Origin of the sequence: Blastococcus sp. VKM Ac-2987, assembly GCF_026967805.1 — a bacterium.
In the GTDB taxonomy this organism is placed as follows: domain Bacteria; phylum Actinomycetota; class Actinomycetes; order Mycobacteriales; family Geodermatophilaceae; genus Blastococcus.
In genome coordinates this window covers 1,113,226-1,135,157 of the sequence record NZ_JAPVBG010000003.1, presented here as the reverse complement: position 1 = coordinate 1,135,157, position 21,932 = coordinate 1,113,226, and the positions used below count along the sequence as shown (strand labels likewise).

Annotated in this window: 26 protein-coding genes; 11 read left to right on the top strand and 15 right to left on the bottom strand. The window is 75.2% G+C overall.

The window, feature by feature from the left end; translation table 11 throughout:
• Positions 1–88: 88 nt before the first annotated feature.
• Positions 89–793 carry a M50 family metallopeptidase gene (locus O2W17_RS20580; RefSeq protein WP_269194324.1) on the bottom strand — a complete coding sequence of 235 codons (705 nt, stop codon included), beginning with the start codon at positions 791–793 and terminating at the stop codon, positions 89–91.
• 120 nt (positions 794–913) lie between these two features.
• Between O2W17_RS20580 and O2W17_RS20575 the strand changes: the two genes are divergently transcribed.
• Positions 914–1,510 (top strand): antibiotic biosynthesis monooxygenase, encoded by a 597-nt coding sequence (locus O2W17_RS20575; RefSeq protein WP_269194323.1) that lies wholly within the window; start codon positions 914–916, stop codon positions 1,508–1,510.
• 36 nt (positions 1,511–1,546) lie between these two features.
• Here O2W17_RS20575 and O2W17_RS20570 read toward each other — a convergent pair whose 3' ends face one another.
• From O2W17_RS20570 to O2W17_RS20560, 3 genes are all read right to left on the bottom strand, one after another.
• Positions 1,547–1,735: a hypothetical protein gene (locus tag O2W17_RS20570; protein ID WP_269194322.1), complete on the bottom strand. Its 189-nt coding sequence runs from the start codon at positions 1,733–1,735 to the stop codon at positions 1,547–1,549.
• Positions 1,736–1,806: 71 nt separating this feature from the next.
• A complete protein-coding gene (locus O2W17_RS20565; protein ID WP_269194321.1) occupies positions 1,807–2,169 on the bottom strand; it encodes a VOC family protein in 363 nt (120 codons plus the stop codon).
• 69 nt (positions 2,170–2,238) lie between these two features.
• A complete protein-coding gene (locus O2W17_RS20560) occupies positions 2,239–2,829 on the bottom strand; it encodes a hypothetical protein (protein WP_269194320.1) in 591 nt (196 codons plus the stop codon).
• A gap of 50 nt (positions 2,830–2,879) precedes the next feature.
• On the opposite strand from O2W17_RS20560, the gene O2W17_RS20555 reads away from it, so the two are divergent.
• On the top strand, positions 2,880–3,962 hold the full coding sequence (locus tag O2W17_RS20555) for a DNA glycosylase AlkZ-like family protein (protein WP_269194319.1): 1,083 nt from the start codon (positions 2,880–2,882) through the stop codon (positions 3,960–3,962).
• A 2-nt stretch (positions 3,963–3,964) separates the two neighbouring features.
• Here the strand turns inward: O2W17_RS20555 and O2W17_RS20550 are convergent, their stop codons facing one another.
• Genes O2W17_RS20550 through O2W17_RS20540 form a run of 3 tightly spaced genes read right to left on the bottom strand, consistent with a single transcriptional unit; the run spans position 3,965 to position 5,023 of the window.
• The gene (locus tag O2W17_RS20550) at positions 3,965–4,267 is read right to left on the bottom strand and encodes a transcriptional regulator (RefSeq protein WP_269194318.1); all 303 of its coding nucleotides are present in this window, start codon (positions 4,265–4,267) and stop codon (positions 3,965–3,967) included.
• The gene (locus O2W17_RS20545; protein ID WP_269194317.1) at positions 4,257–4,700 is read right to left on the bottom strand and encodes a hypothetical protein; all 444 of its coding nucleotides are present in this window, start codon (positions 4,698–4,700) and stop codon (positions 4,257–4,259) included. Before O2W17_RS20545 ends, O2W17_RS20550 begins: the two co-directional genes overlap by 11 nt.
• A gap of 44 nt (positions 4,701–4,744) precedes the next feature.
• On the bottom strand, positions 4,745–5,023 hold the full coding sequence (locus tag O2W17_RS20540) for a hypothetical protein (protein ID WP_269194316.1): 279 nt from the start codon (positions 5,021–5,023) through the stop codon (positions 4,745–4,747).
• Between the two features lie 427 nt (positions 5,024–5,450).
• Here O2W17_RS20540 and O2W17_RS20535 point away from each other — a divergent pair, with 427 nt between their 5' ends.
• The gene (locus tag O2W17_RS20535) at positions 5,451–5,678 is read left to right on the top strand and encodes a hypothetical protein (protein ID WP_269194315.1); all 228 of its coding nucleotides are present in this window, start codon (positions 5,451–5,453) and stop codon (positions 5,676–5,678) included.
• 9 nt (positions 5,679–5,687) lie between these two features.
• Here O2W17_RS20535 and O2W17_RS20530 read toward each other — a convergent pair whose 3' ends face one another.
• On the bottom strand, positions 5,688–6,095 hold the full coding sequence (locus O2W17_RS20530; RefSeq protein WP_269194314.1) for a hypothetical protein: 408 nt from the start codon (positions 6,093–6,095) through the stop codon (positions 5,688–5,690).
• Between the two features lie 65 nt (positions 6,096–6,160).
• On the opposite strand from O2W17_RS20530, the gene O2W17_RS20525 reads away from it, so the two are divergent.
• From O2W17_RS20525 to O2W17_RS20500, 6 genes are all read left to right on the top strand, one after another.
• Positions 6,161–7,384: a MalY/PatB family protein gene (locus tag O2W17_RS20525; protein WP_269194313.1), complete on the top strand. Its 1,224-nt coding sequence runs from the start codon at positions 6,161–6,163 to the stop codon at positions 7,382–7,384.
• Positions 7,385–7,388: 4 nt separating this feature from the next.
• Positions 7,389–8,165, top strand: a complete 777-nt coding sequence (locus tag O2W17_RS20520) for a glycerophosphodiester phosphodiesterase (RefSeq protein WP_269194312.1) — start codon at positions 7,389–7,391, stop codon at positions 8,163–8,165.
• The gene (locus O2W17_RS20515; RefSeq protein ID WP_269194311.1) at positions 8,162–9,043 is read left to right on the top strand and encodes a lysophospholipid acyltransferase family protein; all 882 of its coding nucleotides are present in this window, start codon (positions 8,162–8,164) and stop codon (positions 9,041–9,043) included. Before O2W17_RS20520 ends, O2W17_RS20515 begins: the two co-directional genes overlap by 4 nt.
• A 52-nt stretch (positions 9,044–9,095) precedes the next feature.
• Positions 9,096–10,451, top strand: coding sequence for an MFS transporter (locus O2W17_RS20510; RefSeq protein ID WP_269194310.1), 1,356 nt, complete (start codon positions 9,096–9,098; stop codon positions 10,449–10,451).
• Positions 10,448–11,212, top strand: a complete 765-nt coding sequence (locus tag O2W17_RS20505; protein WP_269194309.1) for a thymidine kinase — start codon at positions 10,448–10,450, stop codon at positions 11,210–11,212. Before O2W17_RS20510 ends, O2W17_RS20505 begins: the two co-directional genes overlap by 4 nt.
• Positions 11,213–11,402: 190 nt before the next feature.
• The gene (locus tag O2W17_RS20500; protein WP_269194308.1) at positions 11,403–11,747 is read left to right on the top strand and encodes an RNA polymerase-binding protein RbpA; all 345 of its coding nucleotides are present in this window, start codon (positions 11,403–11,405) and stop codon (positions 11,745–11,747) included.
• A 77-nt stretch (positions 11,748–11,824) separates the two neighbouring features.
• Here O2W17_RS20500 and O2W17_RS20495 read toward each other — a convergent pair whose 3' ends face one another.
• From O2W17_RS20495 to O2W17_RS20480, 4 genes are all read right to left on the bottom strand, one after another.
• Positions 11,825–12,322, bottom strand: a complete 498-nt coding sequence (locus O2W17_RS20495; protein ID WP_269194307.1) for an FxsA family protein — start codon at positions 12,320–12,322, stop codon at positions 11,825–11,827.
• A gap of 63 nt (positions 12,323–12,385) precedes the next feature.
• Positions 12,386–13,159, bottom strand: a complete 774-nt coding sequence (locus O2W17_RS20490) for a polyprenol monophosphomannose synthase (RefSeq protein ID WP_269194306.1) — start codon at positions 13,157–13,159, stop codon at positions 12,386–12,388.
• On the bottom strand, positions 13,156–14,805 hold the full coding sequence (lnt, locus tag O2W17_RS20485) for an apolipoprotein N-acyltransferase (protein WP_269194305.1): 1,650 nt from the start codon (positions 14,803–14,805) through the stop codon (positions 13,156–13,158). The genes O2W17_RS20490 and lnt overlap by 4 nt, the downstream gene beginning before the upstream one ends.
• Before the next feature lie 502 nt (positions 14,806–15,307).
• Positions 15,308–16,885: an amidohydrolase gene (locus O2W17_RS20480; protein ID WP_269194304.1), complete on the bottom strand. Its 1,578-nt coding sequence runs from the start codon at positions 16,883–16,885 to the stop codon at positions 15,308–15,310.
• A gap of 189 nt (positions 16,886–17,074) precedes the next feature.
• On the opposite strand from O2W17_RS20480, the gene O2W17_RS20475 reads away from it, so the two are divergent.
• A complete protein-coding gene (locus O2W17_RS20475; RefSeq protein ID WP_269194303.1) occupies positions 17,075–17,602 on the top strand; it encodes a GNAT family N-acetyltransferase in 528 nt (175 codons plus the stop codon).
• 10 nt (positions 17,603–17,612) lie between these two features.
• Here the strand turns inward: O2W17_RS20475 and O2W17_RS20470 are convergent, their stop codons facing one another.
• Together O2W17_RS20470 and O2W17_RS20465 are read right to left on the bottom strand one after the other, a co-directional pair.
• Positions 17,613–18,476 carry a lysophospholipid acyltransferase family protein gene (locus O2W17_RS20470; RefSeq protein WP_269194302.1) on the bottom strand — a complete coding sequence of 288 codons (864 nt, stop codon included), beginning with the start codon at positions 18,474–18,476 and terminating at the stop codon, positions 17,613–17,615.
• 9 nt (positions 18,477–18,485) lie between these two features.
• Positions 18,486–19,664, bottom strand: coding sequence for a carboxylate-amine ligase (locus O2W17_RS20465; protein WP_269194301.1), 1,179 nt, complete (start codon positions 19,662–19,664; stop codon positions 18,486–18,488).
• Between the two features lie 239 nt (positions 19,665–19,903).
• On the opposite strand from O2W17_RS20465, the gene O2W17_RS20460 reads away from it, so the two are divergent.
• Positions 19,904–20,749, top strand: a complete 846-nt coding sequence (locus tag O2W17_RS20460) for a hypothetical protein (RefSeq protein WP_269194300.1) — start codon at positions 19,904–19,906, stop codon at positions 20,747–20,749.
• A 7-nt stretch (positions 20,750–20,756) separates the two neighbouring features.
• Here the strand turns inward: O2W17_RS20460 and O2W17_RS20455 are convergent, their stop codons facing one another.
• A complete protein-coding gene (locus O2W17_RS20455; protein ID WP_269194299.1) occupies positions 20,757–21,902 on the bottom strand; it encodes an Rv2578c family radical SAM protein in 1,146 nt (381 codons plus the stop codon).
• Positions 21,903–21,932 lie beyond the last annotated feature (30 nt).

Below are 21,932 nucleotides of genomic sequence, written 5' to 3'. Positions count from 1 at the left end.
CGGCCCGCCGCCGCCCCGGTGCGGGGTCCGTCGCGTGCGTCGCGGATACGACCGTTATCCCCAACAACCCACCGGCTGGAACCGTGCCTCAGCCGAGCAGCCACCTCGCGCCCAGAACGAGGGCACCGACGTCGACGAGCAGGAAGACGCCCACCCAGACGAGTGCGGGGAACGGGGTCAGCCGGGCCAGCTGGTCGGCGTCGGAGTCGCGGGCGCCCCGGCGCCGGCGGGCGGTCTGCAGCTCGAGCACGGCGCGGGGCGCGGCCAGCAGCAGGAACCACGTGGCCAGCGCGGCGAACACCGACTGGCCTGCCGGTGGCAGCCACCAGGTCGCGGCGAAGACGATCCCGCCGGTGACCAGCACCGACCACAAGCCGAACCAGTTGCGGATCTGCACCAGCAGGAGGGCCAGCAGGAGCAGCAGCGCCCAGAGCAGCCCGACGGCGTGACCGGCGGCCAGCAGGGCTGCGGCGCCGAGCCCGAAGATGGCCGGCCCGGTGTAGCCGGCGGCGCAGGTGAGCACCATGCCCAGTCCGGTCGGCCGCCCCGCGGAGACCGTCAGGCCGGAGGTGTCCGAGTGCAGCCGGATGCCGGACAGCCGCCGTCCGGCGGCCAGCGCCACCAGGCCGTGGGCGCCTTCGTGGGCGATCGTCACGACGTTGCGGGCCGGACGCCAGAGGGCGGGGGAGAGGACCAGGAGGGCGGCGGCGGCCGCAGTGGCGAGCAGCACCCCGGTCGAGAGGTCCGGGACGGTCGTCGTCACGCGGGCCCAGAAGCGGGCGAGGACCTCCACGCCCGGCAGTCAACCGCACGCACCTGGTAGCTCCCGGGGAGCGCGCGGGGTGTCGGAGGAGGCAGGTCTCACACCGGCACGGGGGACGCGGCGGAGCGGTGGAGGCCGGATCCTGGAGGCATGACGACGTCAGCCTCCGTCACCCGGGACGACCTCCCGGTGACGGTGTCCTTCACGCGCCGGGCCGACCCGGCGCACGCCCGGGAGATGACGGCGTGGATCCGCGCCGGCCTCAGCATGGCGGAGAGCTTCCCCGGGTTCCTCGGAGCCGGCTGGGTCCGCTCCCGGCGCGACGCCGACGAGTGGCACATGCTCGCCCGCTTCGCCGACCAGCCGACCCTGGCCGCGTGGGAGGCGTCCCCGGAGCGGCAGTGGTGGCTCCGGTCGGCACAGGGCTTGGCCGAGGTGACCCGCACCGAGCGGCGCACCGGCATCGAGGGCTGGTTCGACTCGCCGGTGGCCGAGGAGGTGGACGCCGCTCCGCCCGTCGCCGCCCCACCGCGGTGGAAGCAGGCGGTCACCATCTGGCTGGTCTTCTTCCCGGTGAACCTGCTCGCCACCGTCACCCTCGGGGCGGCGCTCGACGACGTGCACGTGGTGCTCCGGGTCTTCGCCATCACCCTGGCCCTGACGCCGGTGATGACCTACCTGCTGCTGCCGTGGATCACCGCGCGGCTGCAGTGGTGGCTGCAGGGCCGGCGCCGGCGCGACCGGTAGCGGAGCGGTGCCGGGATGCCCGGCACCGCCGCTCCGTCAGTTGCCCGGCTTGACCGCCTTGCCGCGCTCCTGCTCGGCCTCGTCGGCCTGGTAGGCGCCCGGCACGGCTCGCGCGGCGCCGTCGTCACCGGGCCCCACGGGGCGGTCGGTCAGGTTCCCCGGGCCGGGTGCGGGCGTGCCACCCGGCTCGCGGCGGTCGTCGGTGTCGGGTCGGGCCTCGGTCATGGGTCCTCCTGGTCTCGGGCGTCCTGCACCGGGGCGCTACCCGTGGACCGGCGGCGGAACCGGGCGAGCGCTCACAGCTGCTGCGTCAGGTTGACGGCGTTGCCGTCGGGGTCGGTGACGTGGGCGACGCGCTGGCCCCAGGGCATGTCGTTCGACCCGGACGGCGCAGAGCCGCCGAGCTCGGTGACGCGGGGGAGGACCCCGTCGACGTCGGGCACCTCGATGCTCAGCAGCACCCGGCCCGGTGCGCCGGGGCCGGCGTCGCCGTCGGCGGTGAGACCGAGCTCGGAGTTCCCCACGCGCAGGCCCAGGTAGAACAGCGGGCCCTCCTCGGGGAACCGGTCGGTCTCCTCCGCGTCGAGCAGGCCGACGTAGAACGAGCGCAGCCGCTCGAGGTCGGGCGTGACGAGGATCGGGCGGACGGTGGGGGACATGCGGGCTCCCTGAGGTCGGCGTTCGCTGCTGCTGCGGGGTGGACCGCCGGGACCGCGGGAACTGAGCGGTCAGCCCTCGCGGGTGAACAGCCAGCGGGCGAAGACGGCGTCCTCGTAGAGCTCCGTGCGCCAGCGCACCGAGAGCCGGAACGCGCCCGGGGGCACGACCAGCAGCGGGCTGGCGTCGGTGGCCGCGCCGTCGTCGAGCACATCGGAGTCCGGCGTCGGGCCGGGGGACTCGGGCAGGAGGAAGGCGCCGTCCTCACCGGTGCCGTCCAGCGCCGCGCTGATGAACGCCAGCCGGCCGCTGGGCACGGTCACCACGTCGCCGACCTGCTCGTCGCCCGCCGGGAAGGCGAGGGCGGCGTCCAGCGTGCCCCGGTAGTCGCCGGCGCTCGCCTGGACGACGGCGATGCTGCCGTCGTCGGCCCGGAACACCTCCAGCCAGCCCTCGTCGCCGATCTCCGGGTCGGTCAGGACCAGCGCCGCGGTGCCGGCACCCACCGGGACGCCGGTGAGCGAGTAGTCCAGCAGCGGAACCAGCGCCTCGTACGCCTCGTCGGTGAGGCCGCGCCAGGAGGGGAGCAGCTCGCCGTCGAGGGCGAGGAACGGCTCGCCGTTGGTCCAGCAGCGGCCGACGTGGGTCCAGGTGCGGGGCATGGTCCGATCATCGTCCCCACCGGCGAGCGGCCGCGGCTACCGTCCGCACCGTGTCGGTGCACCGGCTGAGCCAGGACGAGGCGCGGGCGATCGCGGTGCGCGCCCAGCTGCTGGACGCCCGCCGTCCCGGATCCCTGGTGGAGACGGTCCGGCACCTCACGCTCCTGCAGATCGACCCCACGGCGGCGGTCGCACCGAGCGCGGACCTGGTGGCCTGGAGCCGGCTGGGGAGCGGTGACCGGCCCGAGCACCTGACCCGGGCGCTGGCGGACCGCCGCCTGGTGGAGCACAACGCGCTGATCCGGCCGATGGAGGACATCGGGCTCTCCCTCGGCGACGCGATGGCCCGCTGGCCCGGCCGGGACGCGCCCCGGCAGTGGCTGCGGGCGAACGAGTCGTTCCGGCGGGACGTCCTCGCCCGGCTGCGCTCGTCGGGCCCGCTGCTCTCCCGGGAGATCCCCGACACCAGCGCAGTCCCGTGGGCCTCGACGGGCTGGACGCACGACCGGAACGTCACCCAGATGCTCGAGTTCCTCGGGATGCGGGGCGAGGTCGCCGTCTCCGGCCGGCGCGGTCGGCAGCGCCTGGGGGACGTCGCCGACCGGGTCTACCCGGCGGGGATCCCCGTCGTCCCGGTGGACGAGGCCCGGCGCATCCGGGACGAACGGCGGCTGCGGGCCCTGGGCATCGCCCGGGGGAAGGGTGCCTCCGTGCCGGTCGAGCCGGTGGACGTCGGGGACGCGGGGGAGCCCGCCGTCGTCGAGGGCTTGCCGGGTACGTGGCGGGTCGACCCCGCGGCCCTCGGCCGGTCGTCCCGGGGGCGGACGGCGCTGCTGTCCCCGTTCGACCGCCTGGTGCACGACCGGTTGCGCGCGCGGGAGCTCTTCGGCTTCGAGTACGTGCTGGAGATGTACGAGCCCAGGGCCCGGCGGCGCTGGGGGTACTTCGCCCTCCCGGTCCTGCACGGCGACCGGCTGATCGGGAAGCTCGACGTCACCGCCGACCGCACGGGTGGTCGGCTGGTGATCAACGCCATCCACGAGGACGTCCGGTTCACCGCAGGCGTCCGGGAGGCGGTGCAGGCGGAGATCGAGGACCTCGCCGGCTGGCTCGGCCTGGCGGTGAGCGGGTGATCTCAGCCGGGATCGGCGGCGACGATCTCCTGCAGCGCCCGGACGTGCCCGTGGTAGGCGCGGGCGCCCTCGGGGGTCAGGGCCAGCCACAGCCGGCTGCGGGAATCGCGGACCCCCTTTTCCTGTGTGACGTAACCGGCGTCGGCGAGCTGGGCGAGGTGCTTGCTGAGCGCCGACTTCGAAATGTCCAGCTTCGCCTGCAGCGCCGCGAACTCGACCTTCTGTGCGGCGCTGAGCATCGCGCAGATGCGCAACCGGTGCGGGGCGTGGACGACCTCGTCGAACGCGGCAGCCTCAGCGGCCATGGCCGTACTCCCGCACGTACCGGGACCCGGTGACGAGGACGGCGCCGGCGGTGCCGGCTGCGCCGGGGAACCAGATCCACCAGGCGCCGGTGGTCGCGTCGACGAGCCAGCACACCACGAACGTCCCCAGGACGACGGTCAGGTACGGGACCATGTCGGTGACCTTCACCGACGCGCCGGAGACCCCCTCGGCGTTGAACCAGTACCGGTGGGCGAGCAGGCCCATCACCGCCACCAGGGGCAGCACCACGAAGGCGGCGGTCTTCGCCGGCAGCAGCTGCGCCAGCGTGACCCCCGCGACGACGGCGGCACCCACGAGGAAGAACCACCAGGGGATCGGCGGGTACCGGACGGCGTCCTCGTCCTTCGCGAGCTGGGCGAGGGTGTCCCGGGCTTCCTGGGGCGACGGAGGCCGGTCGCTAGGCGTTTCCATAGCGGAAACACTAGCGCCGAGTTTCCTGTGAGGCAACAATCGGCTCAGGGGCTGACCCGGGGTGACCGGTGGCGAGTGCGGGCCAGGCCCACCAGCAGGCTCGCTCCGCAGAGGGCGAACAGCGGATCCCTCAGCAGGAGGTGCCCGAGCATGCGGGCGCGATCGACCGGGCCTGCGGTGTGGAGCACGCCGGACAGGACCGCCGCGGCGGTCAGCACCTGGGCGGCGCCGCAAGGCAGCAGCAGAGTGCCGCCGACCCAGCTCGCCGCACGGAGGCTGTCGGACTCAAGTGAGTTGACATAACGTCGATTATCGGCGCGCACTGCATGAGCGCGGAGAGGGGTTGATGATCTTGCTGCGCCGCCGGGCGCCCGCGGTGTGACGGCTGCATGTCGCCGCGCGGGTCGGCTGCCGCAGGTCACCCGCTCCGTCGTTCCGCCGTGTCACAGCTCGGCCGTGACGAACTCCGCCTCCCGCTCAGCGGCTCCCGCCGGGCTCCGGTGGCCGGCCACCTGGTCCGGCCGGCGATCCTGTCGGCCGGCGCGCCTCCGGGCGCGACTCCCCCGATGTTGATCTTCGCCATGTCGATCTTGCTGGAGTACCGACGACCTGCCCTGGAGCCTCGGGGATCCTCGAGTGGACTCCTTCCCCCACCGAGCTACACCACCCGTAATACGTCACTGTGACGTAAGCAGCGTGGTGTCGGTCGTTCGACGGGCGGCTGGCGGTCGGCGTTCGTAGGGTCGGTGCATGAGAATCCGACGACCGTTCGCCGCACTGATGACCTCGCTGGCACTGATCGGCGGAGCCGCCACGACGACCGCCTGCCAGGCGGCGGGTGACACCCAGAACGACGGATCGACCGACGAGACGGTCCAGACGCTCGATCCCGAGGACGCCGACCGGGAGAACTTCCCGGACGTCAGCGACCCGGAGGTCGGGCAGAACACCGACGAGGACACCCAGGACCCGGACTGACCGCGGAGATCAGCTGGAGCGTTCGGTGACCCAGAGCCGGTCCAGCCGGCCCGTCGAGTGGACGAGGTCGGCCAGCGAGCGCTCCAGCTCGGCCTTCGTCGGCCGCTCCTGCAGCAACGTCTGGACGTCCTCCAGCGCGCAGCGCAGCTGGAACAACCGGTCCTGCAGCCCGTCGAGCTCGGCCCGGGACACCAGGACGACGTCCCCGGGCAGGCCCGCCTTCGCCGTCGCCGAGCGCTGCTCGTACGCGCGCTGGCGGCAGGCCTGGCCGCAGTACAGCCGCGGCCGCCCGACCGAGCCCTGCTGAGGGAGGACCCGCCGGCACCAGCCGCACCGCCGCTGCTCGCCGCTCCCCCGGCTGGGGAGAGGGGCGACGGGGACGGAGGTCAGACTGCCGGACGCGTGCTGCTGTGCCACGTCTGCGCACGGTAGACGTCACCACCGACAGCGCCGGGTGACACGCCAGAACGGAAGGGCCTGCGATGGAGGACCGCACCGCCGAGGACCTCTCCCCGGTCTTCGACTCGTTCAGCGAGGAAGGGTTGCGCGCGGCCGGCAGCCTCAAGTGGACCCGGTACGGCCCGGCCATCGGCGCCTTCGTGGCCGAGATGGACTTCGGGACGGCGCCGGCGGTGACGGAAGCCCTGCACGCCGCCGTGGCCGCCGGCCGGTTCGGCTACCTGACCCCGGAGGCCGCCGCGGACATGGCCCGCGCCTGCGCGCGGTGGCAGGCCGACCGCTACGGGTGGACGGTGCCCGCCGGGTGGGTGACGCCGCTGGCCGACGTGCTGGCCGGCCTCCAGGCGGCGATCGAGCACTTCACCCCGCCCGGGAGCCCGGTCGTCCTGCCCACGCCGGCCTACATGCCGTTCCTGCAGGTGCCCGGGCTGCTCGGCCGCGAGATCCTCCAGGTGCCGATGGTGCGCCGCGACGGCCGGACGACCTACGACCTGGACGGGATCGCCCGCGCGCTGGGGTCGGGTGGCCGCCTGGTCGTGCACTGCAACCCGCACAACCCGCTGGGACGGGTGTTCTCGGCCGAGGAGCAGCTGGCGCTCGCCGACGTCGTCGACCGCGCGGGGGCCCGGGTGTTCGCCGACGAGATCCATGCGCCCCTGGTGCTGCCCGGCGCCGTCCACCGGCCCTACGCCTCCCTCTCCCCCGTCACGGCGGGGCACACCGTCACCGCGACGTCGGCGTCGAAGGCCTGGAACCTGCCGGGCCTCAAGGCCGCGCAGCTCGTCCTGGCGAACGAGGCCGACGCCGAGCACTGGTCCCGGGTGGGTTTCCTCGCCGGTCACGGCGCCGCGACGCCCGGGGTGCTGGCGGCCACCGCCGCCTACGACGACGGGCGGGCGTGGCTCGACTCGGTCCTCGGCTACCTCGACGGCAACCGCCGGCTGCTGGCGGACCGGCTGGCGGAGCGCGCGCCCGGCATCCGGTTCGACCCGCCGGAGGGCACCTACCTGGCCTGGCTGGACTGCCGGGACCTCGGGCTGCCGGGGCCGGCCGGGGAGTTCTTCCTCGAGCACGCCGGCGTCGCGCTGGTCGACGGCGCTGAGTGCGGTGCTCCGGGAGCAGGCTCCGTGCGGCTCAACTTCGCGACGCCCCGCCCGGTGCTGACCGCACTGGTGGACCGGATGGCCGCCGCCCTCTCCCGCCCGGACGGGGGCCCGCACGGGGCCGCACGGCTGCCACTAGCGTGAACGCGTGCCTGCCGCGCGGTTCGCCTACCTCGACGCGCCGACACCGTTGGCCATGGCCCACCGGGGCGGTGCCATCGAGCACCTGGAGAACACCATGCCCGCCTTCGAGGCGTGCGTGGAGCTGGGCTACCGGTATCTGGAGACCGACGTCCAGGTGACCGCCGACGGCGTGCTCGTCGCCTTCCACGACCCGACGCTGGAACGGGTCACCGACCGCAGCGGGCGGATCGACTCCCTGACCTGGGCGCAGATCTCCGAGGCGCGGATCGGAGGTCGCGAGCCGGTCGTGCGCCTGGAGGACCTGCTCGGCGCGTGGCCCGACGTCCGCTTCAACCTCGACATCAAGGCCGCGGGCGTGCTGGCACCGCTCGTCCGGCTGGTCCGGAGCATGAAGGTCACCGACCGGCTCTGCCTCGGCTCGTTCTCCGACGCCCGGGTCGCGGCCGCCCGGCGGCTGTTCGGCCCGACCGTCTGCACGTCCCTGGGGCCCCGCGGGGTGGCGGCCCTGCGCCTGTCGTCCTACTCGCCCCGGGCGGCCGGGCTGGTGCGCATCTCGGCCGGCTGCGCCCAGGTGCCCCTCCAGCTCGGCGGACGCGCCCTGGTCGACGAGCGGTTCATCGCCGCCGCGCACGCCCGGGACCTGCAGGTGCACGTGTGGACCGTCGACGATGCCGCCGAGGCCGAGGCGATGCTCGACCTCGGCGTCGACGGGATCATGACCGACCGGCCGGCCATGCTGCGCGAGGTGCTGGAGAAGCGCGGCCAGTGGTCGCCGCGGTGAGGCGGCTGCGCGACTGGCGGCCGCGCACCCCTCCCCTGCCGGAGGACCTCGCACAGCTGGTCCGGCCCGGCGACCCCGAGTGGTTCGCCCGGGAGCTCGCCATCGCCGTGGCGCCCCCGTGGTGGGTCTGGCGGTTCGTGCTGCGCCGGCTCTCCTGGCTGGTGGGCGTCTTCGGCCGGGTGGAGGTCACCGGGACCATCCCGGAGGAGCTGCGGCGGGGGCCGCTGCTGCTGGCCGCCAACCACATCGGTGACTTCGACCCGTTCGTGGTCGCCGTCGCCCTGCACCGGCTCGGGATCTCGCCACGGATCATGGCCACCGGCGGGATCATCTCGGCGCCGGTCGCCGGCCCCCTCCTGGAGCGGACCGGTGCCATCCGCGTCCAGCGCGGCACCGAGCTGGCCCGCCACGCCGTGCGGGTGACCGAGGTGGCCCTCGTCCACGGGGGTCACGTCGTCGCCTATCCGGAGGGCCGGGTGGGTCTGGCGCCGGACCTCTGGCCCGAGCGGGGCCGCACCGGCATGGCGCGTCTCGCGCTCGGCCTGCGGGTGCCGGTCGTCCCGGTCAGCCAGTGGGGGGCCCACGAGGTGCTGCAGTACGGCAACGACCGGGGCAAGCTGCGCACCGCGGTCCGTGCGGTCGTGCGCCGGCCGGCGCTGAAGGTGCACGTCGGCCCGCCCGTCGTGCTCGACGACCTGCAGATGGGCCGGGTCGGCGACGCCAACCGGGCGCGCTACCGGATCGCGGCGGCGCTCACCCGCGGGCTGCGCCCGCTGCGCGCCGGCGAGCTCGACGCCCCGGCCTTCGTCGACCCGACGCGCCCGACGACCGCCGTCGCCGCCTTCCCCGGCGGGATCGTCCCGGACGACATCCCGTGACCGAACGGTGCCGGTGCTGGACCGGCCGCGAACCGACTGGAACCCTGCCGCGGTGACCACTGCCCCGTCCACGGCCGGCCCCGCCGTGCCCCCGGCCGACCGCGCCCTGAAGCGCGAGCGGTTCGGCTGGTACTCCTACGACTGGGCGATGTCGGTCTTCAACACCTCGGTGACGACCGTCTTCCTCGGCCCGTACCTGACGGCGATCGCCCGGGACGCCGCCGGCCCGGACGAGCGGCTGTCGTTCCTCGGCCTCTCGATCGCGGCCGGCAGCTGGTTCTCCTACGTGCTGTCGGCGTCGGTGGTGCTGCAGGTGCTCGTGCTGCCGCTGACCGGCGCGGTGGCCGACCGCACCGGCCGCAAGCGGGAGATGCTCGCGGGCTTCGCGGCCCTGGGGGCGCTGGCGACGACCGCGCTGTTCTTCGCCGGGGACGGCCGGTGGCTGCTGGCCGCCGTCCTGTTCGTCGTGGCCAACATCGCTTTCGGCGCCGCGACCGTCGTCTACTACTCCTGGTTGCCGGACCTGGCCGGGCCGGACGAGCGCGACCTGGTCTCCAGCCGGGGCTGGGCCTTCGGCTATGTCGGCGGGGCGCTGCTGCTGGCCGTGCACCTCGGCCTCGTGGTGGCCGCCGAGGACCTCGGGCTGACCACCGGTGAGGCGGTGCGGATCTGCCTGGCCACCGCGGGCCTGTGGTGGGGGGCGTTCACCCTGTTCTCGGTGTCCCGGCTGCGCAACCGCCCGGTCGCGGCCTCGGCGGTGCGGTCCGGCAGCAGCTTCCGGCAGCTGGCCACCACGTTCCGGGAGATGCGGGCCTTCCCGCTGACGCTGTGGTTCCTCGGCGCCTACCTGCTGTTCAACGACGGCGTGCAGACCGTCATCTCGCTGTCGGCCGTCTACGCCACCGAGGAGCTGGACCTGGCCCAGGACGTGCTCACCGGCGCGATCCTGATGGTCCAGGTGGTGGCGATCTTCGGCGCCCTGGGGCTCGGCCGCCTCGCCGGCCGCTACGGGGCCAGGCGGGTGGTCCTGGGAGCCCTTCTGGCCTGGATCGGCGTGCTGTTCGCCGCCTTCTTCCTGCAGACCGGGGCGGTGGCGCAGTTCTACGCCCTCGCCGCCGTCATCGGCCTCGTGCAGGGCGGCACCCAGGCGCTCTCCCGGTCGTTGTTCAGCCAGCTCATCCCGGCGGGCAAGGAGGCCGAGTACTACGGCTTCTACGAGATCAGCGACCGCGGCACCAGCTGGCTCGGCCCGCTGGCCTTCGGCCTGACCTACCAGCTGACCGGGTCCTACCGGCTGGCGATCATCAGCCTGGTCGTCTTCTTCGTCGGCGGGTTCGTCGCCCTGGCGACCCTGCCGATCCGGCGCGCGGTCCTGGCCGCCGGGAACACGCCGCCGGAGCGCCTGTGAGCCCCGGCGGCGGCCCACCAGCTGCGGAGGACGTCCGCTCCCCCGCTCCGCCGGCGCTCTCGGTGGTGCCCGCGTCCGGTGACCGGCGGCGGCACCCCGCACCGGCGCACCTGCGCTTCTTCCACGGCCCCATGGACTGCGGGAAGTCCACCCTCGCCCTGCAGGTCGACCACAACCACAGCCGGCAGGGCCGGCACGGGATGCTGGTGACCCAGGGCGACCGGTCGGCGGCCCCGCAGATCAGCTCGCGGGTGGGCCTGCGCCGGGCAGCGGTCGAGATCGACGGCGGCACCGATCTGCGGCTGCTGGTCCGCGACCGGTGGGCCGCCGGGCACCGCGTGGACTACCTGATCGTCGACGAGGCGCAGTTCCTCTCCCCCGCCCAGGTCGACCAGCTCGCCGAGCTCGCGGACGAGTCGCACGTCGACGTGTACGCCTTCGGCCTGACCACCGACTTCCGGGCGCGGCTGTTCCCCGGCACCCAGCGGCTGCTGGAGGTGGCCGACGACGTGCAGCGCATCCAGGTCGAGGTGCTGTGCTGGTGCGGCCTGCCCGGGTTGCTGAACGCCCGCGTGGTCGACGGGGTCATGGCGCGCTCCGGCGAGACCGTCGTCGTCGCCGACACCGCGCCGCCCGAGCTGCCCGGCGAGGTCGCCGGCTCCTCCCCCGCCGTCCGCTACCAGGTGCTGTGCCGGCGGCACCACGTGCGCGGCGAGCTGGGGCCCACCGCGGCCGGACCGGGGCAGCTGGCTCTCCCCTGAGCGGCGTCCTCACCCGTGCGAGGGGGCGGCGGAGCGCCGGATCTGACCCCATGCGATGATGAACAGCCGATTCGGCGGAATCTCTCCGCCTTTTCCGTCGTTCATCTCTCTGACTCCCCGTTGACTGGGTACTGCCCGGGCACCGGACGTCGAGTCCCCGACCGACACAAGCACGAGAGGACGGTGTGCCATGGGCGAGCGTTCCCTGCGCGGCAGCCGACTGGGCAGCGTCAGCTACGAGACCGAGCGGAACACCGCGCCGATCGAGCGGCAGTACGCCGAGTACCGGTGCCCGTCGGGGCACCTGTTCACGGTGCCGTTCGCCGACGACGCCGAGCTCCCCGACACCTGGGAGTGCAAGTTCGACGGCTCCGCGGCGAAGCTGGTCGGTGGGACCGAGCCGACGCCCAAGAAGGTCAAGCCCCCGCGGACCCACTGGGACATGCTGCTCGAGCGCCGCAGCGTCGAGGACCTCGAGGAGGTCCTCGCCGAGCGCCTCGAGGTGCTCCGCGGCCGGCGCACCCGAGCCAGCTGATCTCAGCACGACCGCGAACGGCCCCGGTGGAGTGATCCACCGGGGCCGTTCCGCGTCCGGGTGCTCGGAGAACCGGGTCAGCCGCGGCTGTCCGGATCCCGGAGGACCTCACCCTCGATGACCAGCCGGTCGCCGGAGCCGTGCGGGTCGACCGGAGCGGCACGGGTGCTGCCGACCCGCACCGGACCACGCATGCGGTCGGGCAGCCTGGCCAGCACCACGCGCATCAGTGCCCGGCGCACCAGGCCGCGGGTGCCCGGCAGCAGGCACAGCAACCCCAGCACGTCGCCGAGGAAGCCCGGCAGCACCATGAGCAGCCCGCCGACGGCGACCAGCCCGGCGTCGCCGAGCTCGCGACCCGCGCTCTCCCGCGACCGGGCCCGCTCCCGCAGGTCCACGAGGGCCCGCCGGCCCTGCCGGGCCAGCAGCACCCACCCCAGGGCGCTGGTGAGCACGGTCGCCACGATCGTCCAGCCCAGGCCGATCCAGGCGGCCACCAGGACGAAGACGACCAGTTCCGCCAGGGCGGCCAGCCCCACCACCACGCGCAGCCGTCGGCGCACCAGATCAGCCACGACGGTTCCTCCTCCAGGTCACCCTGCTCGTGTTCCTCCGGCGGCGGTGCCGCCGGATGCGGGTCACCGTCCGGAGTTCCCGGCCGCACCGGGCGCCGGCGGGGCAACGCGGCCCGGCAGCCAGTCGGCCAGCCGGTCCTGCACGCCCCACACCGTCACCCGGGCCCACGCCTCCCTAACGATCGAACCGCTCATCTTGCTCCGGCCGAACTCGCGTTCGGTGAAGGTGATCGGCACCTCGGTGATCCGGGCACCGGAGCGCAGGGCCCGCCAGGCCCAGTCGACCTGGAAGCAGTAGCCCGCGCTGGCGACCTCGTCGAAGGGCAGCGAGTCGATCAGCTCCGCCCGCGCGGCCCGGAAGCCGCCGGTGGCGTCCTGCAGCGGGAGCCGCAGCACCCACCGGGTGTACCGGTTCCCCATGCGGGACAGCAGGAGCCGGTGGACCGGCCAGTCCTCGACCCGGCCGCCGTCGACGTACCGGGAGCCGAGCACGAGGTCGGCGTCGGCCAGCGCGGCCAGCAGGTCGGGCAGCTGCTCCGGTGCGTGGGAGCCGTCGGCGTCCATCTCCACCAGCACGTCGTAGCCACGCTGCCTCGCCCAGCGGAACCCCGCGACGTAGGCGCGGCCCAGACCCGCCTTGGCGGTGCGGTGCAGCACGTGGACGCGGGGGTCGGCCGCGGCGAGCTCGTCGGCGAGCTGCCCCGTCCCATCGGGCGAGCCGTCGTCCACGACCAGGGCGTGGGCCTCCGGCACGCTGGCGTGCAGCCGCTCGAGGACCCGCTCCAGGTTCTCCAGCTCGTTGTACGTCGGGATGATGACCAGCACCCGCTCGCTCACGCGGCCGCCCTCCCCCGACGCCGGCTCCAGCCCCAGGCGACCGCACCGAGCGCGACGGCGCTCAGCAGCCACTCCGGTGCCGCCCCGAGCCGCTGCGCCACCGTGCGGTCGTCGCGCTGGGCGATCTCCTCGACGAAGACGTCGGGCTCGAACAGCTCCGAGGACCGGACGACGGTGCCGTCGGGGGCGACGATCGCCGAGATGCCGCTGGTCGCGGCGACGGCGACCGTCCGGCCGTACTCGACCGCGCGCACCCGGCTCAGCGCCAGCTGCTGGGCGCTCTCGTCGGTGTAGCCGAAGGTGGCGTTGTTGGTCTGGACGACGAGCATGCCGGCACCGCCGTCGACCACGTCCCGCACCAGCCCGTCGTAGACCACCTCGAAGCAGATGAGGTCGCCCAGCCGGATGCCGCCCACGTCGAGCACGCCCGCCTCGTCGCCCGCGGCGAAGTCCCGCCCGACCAGGTCGACCTTCTCGCTGAAGAACCGGAAGAAGTCGCGGGCGGGGATGTACTCGGCGAAGGGCACCGGGTGGCGCTTGACGTAGGTGTCGCCGGGGCCGTCCTCGGGCGCCCAGACGATCGCGGTGTTGCTCACGAACTCCCCGGGGCCCTCGACGACCGCGCCGACCAGCACCGGGGCGCCCACGGCGTCGGCCGCGCGCTGGATCTGCGCGCCGGCGTCGGCGTTGCGGTAGGGGTCGATGTCGGAGCTGTTCTCCGGCCAGAGGACGACGTCGGGCTGCGCGCGCCGGCCCGCGGCGACGTCCGCGGCCAGCCTCAGCGTCTGCTGGACGTGGTTGTCGAGCACCGCCCGGCGCTGTGCGTTGAAGTCCAGCCCGGCGCGGGGCACGTCGCCCTGGATCACCGCGACGGTGGCGGTCTCGCCGCCGGCGGTCAGGGAGCCGCCCGCCAGCGGCAGCCAGGCGATGCCGCCCACCAGCGGGACCGCCAGGGCGGCGGCGCCCGTCCGCAGCGCCCGGCCGGATGCGGCGCGCCGCTCCCTCACCGGACCGCCGGCGGCCCGCCACGCCCGGGTGAGGGCGAGGACGGTGGCGGCCAGCAGCGTGCCGGTGAGGGCGACGGCGAAGCTGACCAGCGGCACACCGCCGTACGCGGCCAGCGCGAGCAGGGGCCCGTCGGTCTGGGAGAAGCCCAGGCGGCCCCACGGGAAGCCGCCGTAGGGGAAGCGGCCGCGGACGGCCTCGTCGGCCACCCAGAGAGCCGCGGCCCACAGCGGCCACAGCGGCAGCCGGGAGACCATGGCGGTGAGGCCGCCCAGGAGCGCGACGAACAGCGCCTGGCTGACCGCCAGGGCCAGCCACGGGAACGAGCCGACGTAGACGCCGGTCCACGACAGCAGCGGCACGAAGAACGCCAGCCCGGTGACCAGGCCCAGCCAGAGCCCGGCGCGGACTCCCTGCCCGCGCACGGCCAGCGCGAGGGCGGCCGGCCCACCCACGGCCAGGACGATCACGTCGTGGCCCGGGAAGGCGAGGAACATCGACAGCCCGCCGGCCGCGGCCAGCAGCGTGCGCCACGGGAGGCGCGAGCGGTCGGCGGCGCTCGGCGGCGGCTGCGCGGGTGCTCCGGGGCCGGCCGGACGCGGCAGCGTGCCCGTCACCGGCCCGCCATCGCCTGCGGGCACGCAGCGCCTCCCCGAGGTGCAGCCGCCCGACGGGCGGCACCTCCCCGCACCGGTCGGACGGGGTCCGGACCGCGGCGATCGCGCGCGGTCCTGACCCAGCATCCCATTCCGGCCCGGCGGGCGAGCGGGCGTACGCCCGACGGCGCCCGGCCGGGCGCCGGACTCCCCGGCCGGGACGCGCCGGCGGCAGCCCTCCGGGGGCGACGCGCCTTCGGGCCGGACGGCCGGTCGCTGGCGGCGATCGGCGCGACCGTTGTCTGATGGCGCGGGTCCACGGAGGCTCCGCCGGGATGCCCGCCCCACGTCCTCCGGCGGGCCCGCCGCTCCCCCTCGACCTGGCGGCGTGCCGGCCGGAGCCGGTCCACGCCGGCCGGGGGGACCGGGCGTGCCCGAGGAGGAAGCGCGCAGCGGTGCTTCCGGTCAGGAACTGCAGGCACTGTAAGAAGCGCCGCCCGGAGAATCGAGACCCCGACGGGCTGCGAGGCGCAGTGTGATCGGATCGTTACTGATCGTCGCGTGGCGTGAGGTCCGCCGGTCCCGCCGGGGCGCTGACCGGCTCGCCACCGACCAGGAGCAGCTGGCAGGCGGGGCGCCCGCGGTCGGCCAGGACGCGGGAGAGCCCCTCCTCCGTGGCCCACAGCGCGAGGTCCGCGGGCGCACCGACGGCCAGCGGACCGGTCGGGTGCTCGGCCCGGGCGGCGTACCAGCCACCGTGGGTGGCGGCGTCGAAGGCGTCGAACGGGCGCAGCCCGGACGCCGGCGTCCGGTGGTCCACCGCGGCGTGGACCCCGCCCCAGGGGTCCAGCGGGGTCACCGGGGCGTCGCTGCCGAGGGCGAGCGCCACGCCGCCGTCGGCGAGCTCGGCCAGCGGGTTGGTGGCCAGCGCGCGCTCCCGGCCCAGCCGCTCGGCGTACATCCCGGCGTCCCCGCCCCAGGCCGCGTCGAACGCCGGCTGCACGCTGGCCACGACGTGCCAGTCGCGCATCCGGTCGATCACCTCGGCCGAGGGCATCTCCAGGTGTTCCAGCCGGTGCCGGCAGGCCCGGACGGCGGCCACGCCGAGCTCGGCCACCACGGTGCCCACGGCGTCCAGCACCTGCTCGACGGCGGCGTCGCCGATGACGTGGAACCCCGCCTGGATCCCCGCGATCGTGCAGGCGCGGACGTGCTCGACCAGCGACGCCGTCTCGAAGCGGAGCGCCCCCGAGGTCTCCGGCCGGTCGGTGTACGGGGTGCTCAGCGCGGCCGTGTGCGAGCCCAGGGCGCCGTCGCAGAACAGGTCTCCGCCGGCGCCGGCGAGGCCGAGCTCGCGCACCAGGTCCAGCCCGCCCCGCTCCGCCAGCTCGCCCCAGTACCCGAGGACGCGCGGCCCCGGGACCGCTGCGGCGAGCGCCAGCAGCTCACGGAGGTCGTCGGCCGACGACACCTCCGGTCCGGCCATCTCGTGCAGGCTGCCGATGCCCAGTGCCGCCGCGGCAGCCCGGGTGGCCTGCTGCGCGGTGCGGCGCTGGGCGGTACCGACGGCGCCGTAGGCGGCCTTCCGGGCGGCGTGGTGCGCGTCCAGCCGCAGCTGCCCGTCGGCCGAGAACCCGGGCAGCCCGGCGATCCCGGGGATGCGGTCGAGCAGGGCGGTCGAGACGGTCGCGGAGTGCACGTCGACCCGAGCCAGGTAGACCGGCCGGTCCCCGGCGACCGCGTCGAGGTCGTCCCGCGTCAGACCGCGGCGCTCCGGCCAGCCGGTCTCGTCCCACCCGGTGCCCAGCACGATGCCGTCGGGGCTCGTGGCGACGTGGGCGCGGACGGACGACAGGGCGTGCGCAACGCTCGAGCTCGAGTGGAGGTCGAGACCGGTCAGCGCGAGACCCGTGGCGGTGGCGTGGACGTGGGCGTCGACGAACGCCGGCGTCAGCAGGGCGCCTCCCCCGTCGACCACCCGGTCCGCGGGCGGTGCGTCGGCGTCGTCGCCGGTCCACGCGATCCGGCCGTGGACCACGAGCAGCGACCGCCCGGCGCGGTCGCCCACCCGGACGTCGGCGAGCAGCAGCCTCGTGCCGGCACCGGTGTCCCGCTCGATCCGCACGGTCGCCCACCCTCTCCGTTCCCGGCACCGCCTGCTGGCGGCGCCGGGGCCAGCAGATCACGAGCCGGCCGCGGCGCTCCCGGGTGCCGTCGGCGCCCGGCGGTACAGGAACTGCACCTGCGCGCCGGCGGTGCGGCGGAGTCGCCGGTCCGGGTGGCCGCCGCCCGGTCGCGGCGGTAGGCAGGACCGATGTCGGGGGTGGAGGAGGACCTGCGCACCGAACGGCTGCGCTTGCGGCCCTGGACCACCGGCCCTGCTGATCTCGCGCGGCTGACCGACCTCTACGGCCGCCCGGAGGTGACCCGATGGCTGGGGGGCGCGCCCTCGGTCGCCCCGGCCGAGCTGGTCGCCCGGTGGGCCGCGGTCCACCGGCTCGACGCGCGCTTCCTGTGCTGGGCCGTCGAGCGGCCCGACGGCGTCCCGGCCGGCACCGTGCTGCTCAAGCCGCTGCCGCACGGCGTCGGCGAGGTCGAGGTGGGATGGCACCTGCACCCGGACTCCTGGGGGCACGGGTACGCCACGGAGGCGGCGCGGGCGGTCATCGACCGCGGGTTCGCGCTGGGGCTGCCCGAGGTCTACGCCGTCGTGCGGCCCGGCAACGCGCCGTCGATCGCCGTCTGCCGGCGGCTGGGCATGACGGCGCTCGGGCGCATGCGCCGCTGGTACGACGTCGACCTGGAGGCCTTCCGGTCGATGGCCCCGCCCGTCGTGGAGTGACCTGTCCCGGTCAGCGGCGGCGGCGCACGAGCCCGGTGACGCGGCGGGCCAGCGGCGTCCGCGGGGCCCTGGTCCCCCGGCCGGCGGCGCGCTCGCTGTCCGTGACGGCCGCCTCGACGGGCGTCGGGGCGGTGCCGCCGAGGTGGGCCGGCTGCCACCAGCGGTCGTCCTCGCCGGCGGGCCGGTCGGGGTAGCCGCGCTGCGCCTCGTCGAGCAGCACCTCCATCGCGGCCCGCGTCCGTGCCAGGAGGGCCGGGATCTTCTCCCCCGGCTCGGCGGTGATCGGCTCGCCCAGGACGACGGTCACCGGCACGCCGCGCCGCAGGTGGACCTTGCGGTTCCTCGTGGCCACCCGCTGCCCGCCCCACACGGCGGCGGGGACGATCGGCACGCCGGAGTCGATGGCCATGCGGGCCACCCCCGCCTTCAGTTCCTTGACGGTGAAGCTGGTGCTGATCGTCGCCTCGGGGAAGATCCCGACGACCTCGCCGTCCTTGAGCGCCTTCACCGCCGCCTCGAACGCGGCCGAGCCGGCCCTGCGGTCGACCGGGATGTGCTTCATGGACCGCATGAAGGGGCCGGCGAACCAGTGGCCGAAGACCGCAGACTTGGCCATGAACCGCACGAGCCGGTGCTGCGGCAGCGCGCCGAGCCCGAGGAAGGTGAAGTCGAAGTAGCTGACGTGGTTGCTGCAGATGATCGCGCCACCGGTGGGCGGGACGTGCTGCGAGCCGCGGACGTCGAACCGGAAGCCGAAGAGCCGGAACACCACCAGCGTGAGCCGGATGATCGACCGGTAGGGCTTGTCCCGGGGGTCGGGCGAGGCACCGAACAGCCCCTGGCGGACGACATCACGCCAGCTCGCGGTGTACATGGCCGGAATCTAGCGGCTGGCCCCGGCGACCGCCCGGGCGGTGTCCTCCCCGGCCGTCACCCCGACCGCGGCGCGGACGACGGCGGCGAGGCTCCCGGTCTCCCGGTGGACGCGCCGCTGGAGGTCGGCGCCGGTGCCGCGGGTCAGCAGGGCGTCCAGCCCTTCGCCGACCCGGGCCTCGTCCCCGGCGTCGGCGAGGGCGGGGCGGACGTGGTCGAGGAGATCGCCGAGCACGTCGACGGCGGGTGCGGGACGGCCGGTGCGGGGATGCACCAGGTCGCCGGACAGGCCGGAGCGGCCGGCCCGCCAGGTGGCCAGGCGCAGCACCTCCGCCCGGATCTCCGGAGGGGCGACCCCGGCCCGGGCCTCGCGGGCGGCGGTCTCCACCAGGCCGCGCACCACACCGGCCAGGGTGACGGCGTCCTCGACCCGCAGCGCCACGTCGGCCGTGCGGACCTCCACGGTGGGCCAGGTGGCCGAGAGCCGGGCGTCGAAGTAGACCATCCCCGTGTCCAGCACCGTGCCGGTGGCCAATACCGCGTCGACGACGGCGTGGTACTCGGCGGCATCGGCGAAGGGGGCGTTCGGCCCGGCCGAGGGCCACCGGTGCCAGACCTCCGAGCGGAAGCTGGCGTACGAGCTGTCCCGGCCCTGCCAGAACGGCGAGTTGGCGCTGAGCGCGGTGAGCACCGGGAGCCACCCGCGGATGCGGTTGAGGACCGCCACGGCCTCCTCGTCGTCGGCCACCGAGACGTGCACGTGGCACCCGCAGGTCAGGACCTCCTCCGCCGTCCGCCCGAAGGTGTCCACCAGCCGCTCGTAGCGCTCCCCCTCCGTGGGCACCGGCTCGACGGCGACCGGCGAGGTGGCCAGGGCCGCCACGCGCGCACCGACGGCGACGGCGGCGGCGTCGGCACGGTCCCGCCAGTGGCGCAGCTGGTCGTGCACCTGGCCCAGGGTCGAGCACACGGGTGTGCCGAGCTCGAGCTGCTGGGCCTTCAGCTCCGGCATGAGCCGGGCGGTGTCCGGGACGCCGGTCTCCTCGCCCCGCTCGGCCCGGTCGTGCTGCTCGACGTCCTCCCCCTCGCCCCGGCGCGCGGCGACCGTCAGCGCCTCGGGCGCCTGCGGTACGGGGGTCCCGTCCGCATCGACCACGAGCAGTTCTTCCTCGACTCCCACCGTGCGCACCGGTCCATGATCCGGACCCGGGCGACGAGCCGGGGGAGGGTCCGCAGGGTCGGACCCTCCCCCGGCTCACCCGGTCGGGGCCGCGCGGGGCGCGCCAGGAGGCCGGTCGCCCCGGATGCCGGTCGGCGCCAGGCCCCCGGGTTGGTGCGGGGCGCCCGGAGGGTGCCGTGACTTCGGTCTTGGCAGGTGACGACAATGACGAGTCGCATTATTGTTGGGGATAACGGTAGTATTGCGACATGCCACGTGCCTGGCAGCAGCCGCTGCCCGACATGCCCGCCCCTCCGCCGGCGCGCGCCTGGGCGCGGTGGAGCCCGCCGCCGGGGTACGAGGCCCAATGGCGGCGGCTGGTCGATGCCGCTCTCGAGCTGGACCTCGGCCCCGACGCTCTCGCGTCCGGCGGGCTCGACGAGCTGGCCGCCGCCCGGGAGTGGAAGCCGGCCACCGTGGCCCTGTACAGCAAGGTCGCCCGGTACGGCGGCCTCGCGCTCCCCCTCCCCCGCACGCCCGAGCCCGATCCGCCGCGGCTGGACCTGCGGCCCCTCACCCGGATCCGCGGCGAGGATCCCGAGCACCTCCGCTCGGTGGCCTGGTGCGCGCTGGCCCTGGGCTGGCCGGCGCCCGTCGGGGTGTTCCGGTCCCTGCGCCGCCACCAGGTGCGGGTGACCACCCGACGGCTGCTCCTGTCCACCGACGACGGCGAGTGGGCGGTGCCCGGCGCGCTCACCGCCTGGCACGCGTGGGAAGCCGTGCGCGGTAGGTACCCGGCGCTGGCGGCCAGCGCGTGGGTGCTCCCGGCGCTGCGGCGCGGCCCGGGCCTGGACTCCCGCATCGGCGGACGGCTCTCCAGCCAGGCGCTGCAGGCCACCTTCACCAAGCACGTGCGGAACACGGTCGGGCACCTGCGGGCGACCGTGACACCGTCCCGCCGCGAACAGGTGGAGGAGCTCGCCGCCGCCTACCGGTCGCTCTCCTACGACTCCTACCGCCGGCTCGCCCTGGCCGCCGGCGCCCCGCCGGTGGCTCGGCGGGGCGTGGTCCGCGCGAGCCGGGCGGTGGCGCGGGCCTCCCGGCTGGCCGGCTGAGCTCCGTTCACAGCAGCGTCAGCTGCTCGGCCGGCCTGGCCGGCGCGGCCGCACGGTCGGCGGCGGCGTCCCGCCCACGGGCGGGGGCCGGAGCGGTGCCGGGCAGCCCGCCGGAGGGCAGGCTCCCGGCGGGGAAGCCGTCCTCCTCGTCGCCGGGTACGCCGTCGGCGGTCGCCGCCACGCCGCGGGTGGTTCCCCCGGACCGCCGGTCGAGCCCGTGTCGGGCGAGCAGCGGCGCCACCTGACGCGCCAGCCACGTCCGGTACTCGGCCGGCACGTACGCCCGGCGGGCGTAGAGCTGCTCGTAGCGCGGGACCAGATCGGGGTGGGCCCGGGCCAGCCAAGCCATGAACCACTCGCGCGCCCCGGGGCGCAGGTGCAGCGGGATGACCGTCACCCCGGACGCCCCGGCGGCGGCGATCGCCCCGAGGGCGGTGTCGAGGTGCTCCACCGAGTCGGTGAGGCCGGGCAGCACCGGAGCGAGGAAGACGCCGCAGGGCAGGCCGGCCTCGGCGAGCGCGCGCACCAGGTCCAGCCGGGCGCGCGGTGTGGGCACCCCGGGTTCCAGGCCGGTGTGCAGCTCGTCGTCCCAGATCGCGAGGGAGACCCCGAGCCCGAGCGGCACGTCCCGGGCCGCCGCCGCCAGCAGCGGCACGTCCCGCCGCAGCAGCGTGCCTTTCGTCAGGACGGAGAAGGGGGTCCCCGAACGGGCCAGCGCCCCGATCACCCCGGGCATGAGCCGGTAGCGGCCCTCGGCCCGCTGGTAGGGATCGGTGTTCGTGCCGAGGGCGACGTGCTCGCGCCGCCAGGACGGACGGGCCAGCTCCCGCTGCAGCACCTCCACCAGATTGGTCTTCACCACCACCTGGCTGTCGAAGTCCCGGCCGGAGTCGAGCTCAAGCCACTCGTGCGTCCGGCGGGCGTAGCAGTAGACACACGAATGACTGCAGCCCCGGTAGGGGTTGATCGTCCACGGGAACGGCATCGCGGACTCGCCGGGCACGCGGTTCAGCGCGCTCTTCGACCGCACCTCGTGGAACGTGAGACCGGGGAACTCCGGCACATGGACGCTGCGCAGCAGGCCCCGGAAGCTCGGCATGCCGGGCAGCGCCCCGGGCTCGTCGAGGTCCAGCCGCTGCGCATCCCACCGCATACCCTCATCCGAACACACGTTCGAACGACT

Coding starts and splice junctions, on each gene's coding strand:
- O2W17_RS20565 (WP_269194321.1), bottom strand. CDS start 2,169: ATGTCCCCCACCGTCCGCCCGATCCTCGTCACGCCCGACCTCGAGCGG.
- O2W17_RS20550 (WP_269194318.1), bottom strand. CDS start 4,267: ATGGCCGCTGAGGCTGCCGCGTTCGACGAGGTCGTCCACGCCCCGCAC.
- O2W17_RS20460 (WP_269194300.1), top strand. CDS start 19,904: ATGCCACGTGCCTGGCAGCAGCCGCTGCCCGACATGCCCGCCCCTCCG.
- O2W17_RS20545 (WP_269194317.1), bottom strand. CDS start 4,700: ATGGAAACGCCTAGCGACCGGCCTCCGTCGCCCCAGGAAGCCCGGGAC.
- O2W17_RS20570 (WP_269194322.1), bottom strand. CDS start 1,735: ATGACCGAGGCCCGACCCGACACCGACGACCGCCGCGAGCCGGGTGGC.
- O2W17_RS20455 (WP_269194299.1), bottom strand. CDS start 21,902: ATGCGGTGGGATGCGCAGCGGCTGGACCTCGACGAGCCCGGGGCGCTG.
- O2W17_RS20470 (WP_269194302.1), bottom strand. CDS start 18,476: ATGTACACCGCGAGCTGGCGTGATGTCGTCCGCCAGGGGCTGTTCGGT.
- O2W17_RS20535 (WP_269194315.1), top strand. CDS start 5,451: ATGAGAATCCGACGACCGTTCGCCGCACTGATGACCTCGCTGGCACTG.
- O2W17_RS20500 (WP_269194308.1), top strand. CDS start 11,403: ATGGGCGAGCGTTCCCTGCGCGGCAGCCGACTGGGCAGCGTCAGCTAC.
- O2W17_RS20525 (WP_269194313.1), top strand. CDS start 6,161: ATGGAGGACCGCACCGCCGAGGACCTCTCCCCGGTCTTCGACTCGTTC.
- O2W17_RS20575 (WP_269194323.1), top strand. CDS start 914: ATGACGACGTCAGCCTCCGTCACCCGGGACGACCTCCCGGTGACGGTG.
- O2W17_RS20475 (WP_269194303.1), top strand. CDS start 17,075: ATGTCGGGGGTGGAGGAGGACCTGCGCACCGAACGGCTGCGCTTGCGG.
- O2W17_RS20560 (WP_269194320.1), bottom strand. CDS start 2,829: ATGCCCCGCACCTGGACCCACGTCGGCCGCTGCTGGACCAACGGCGAG.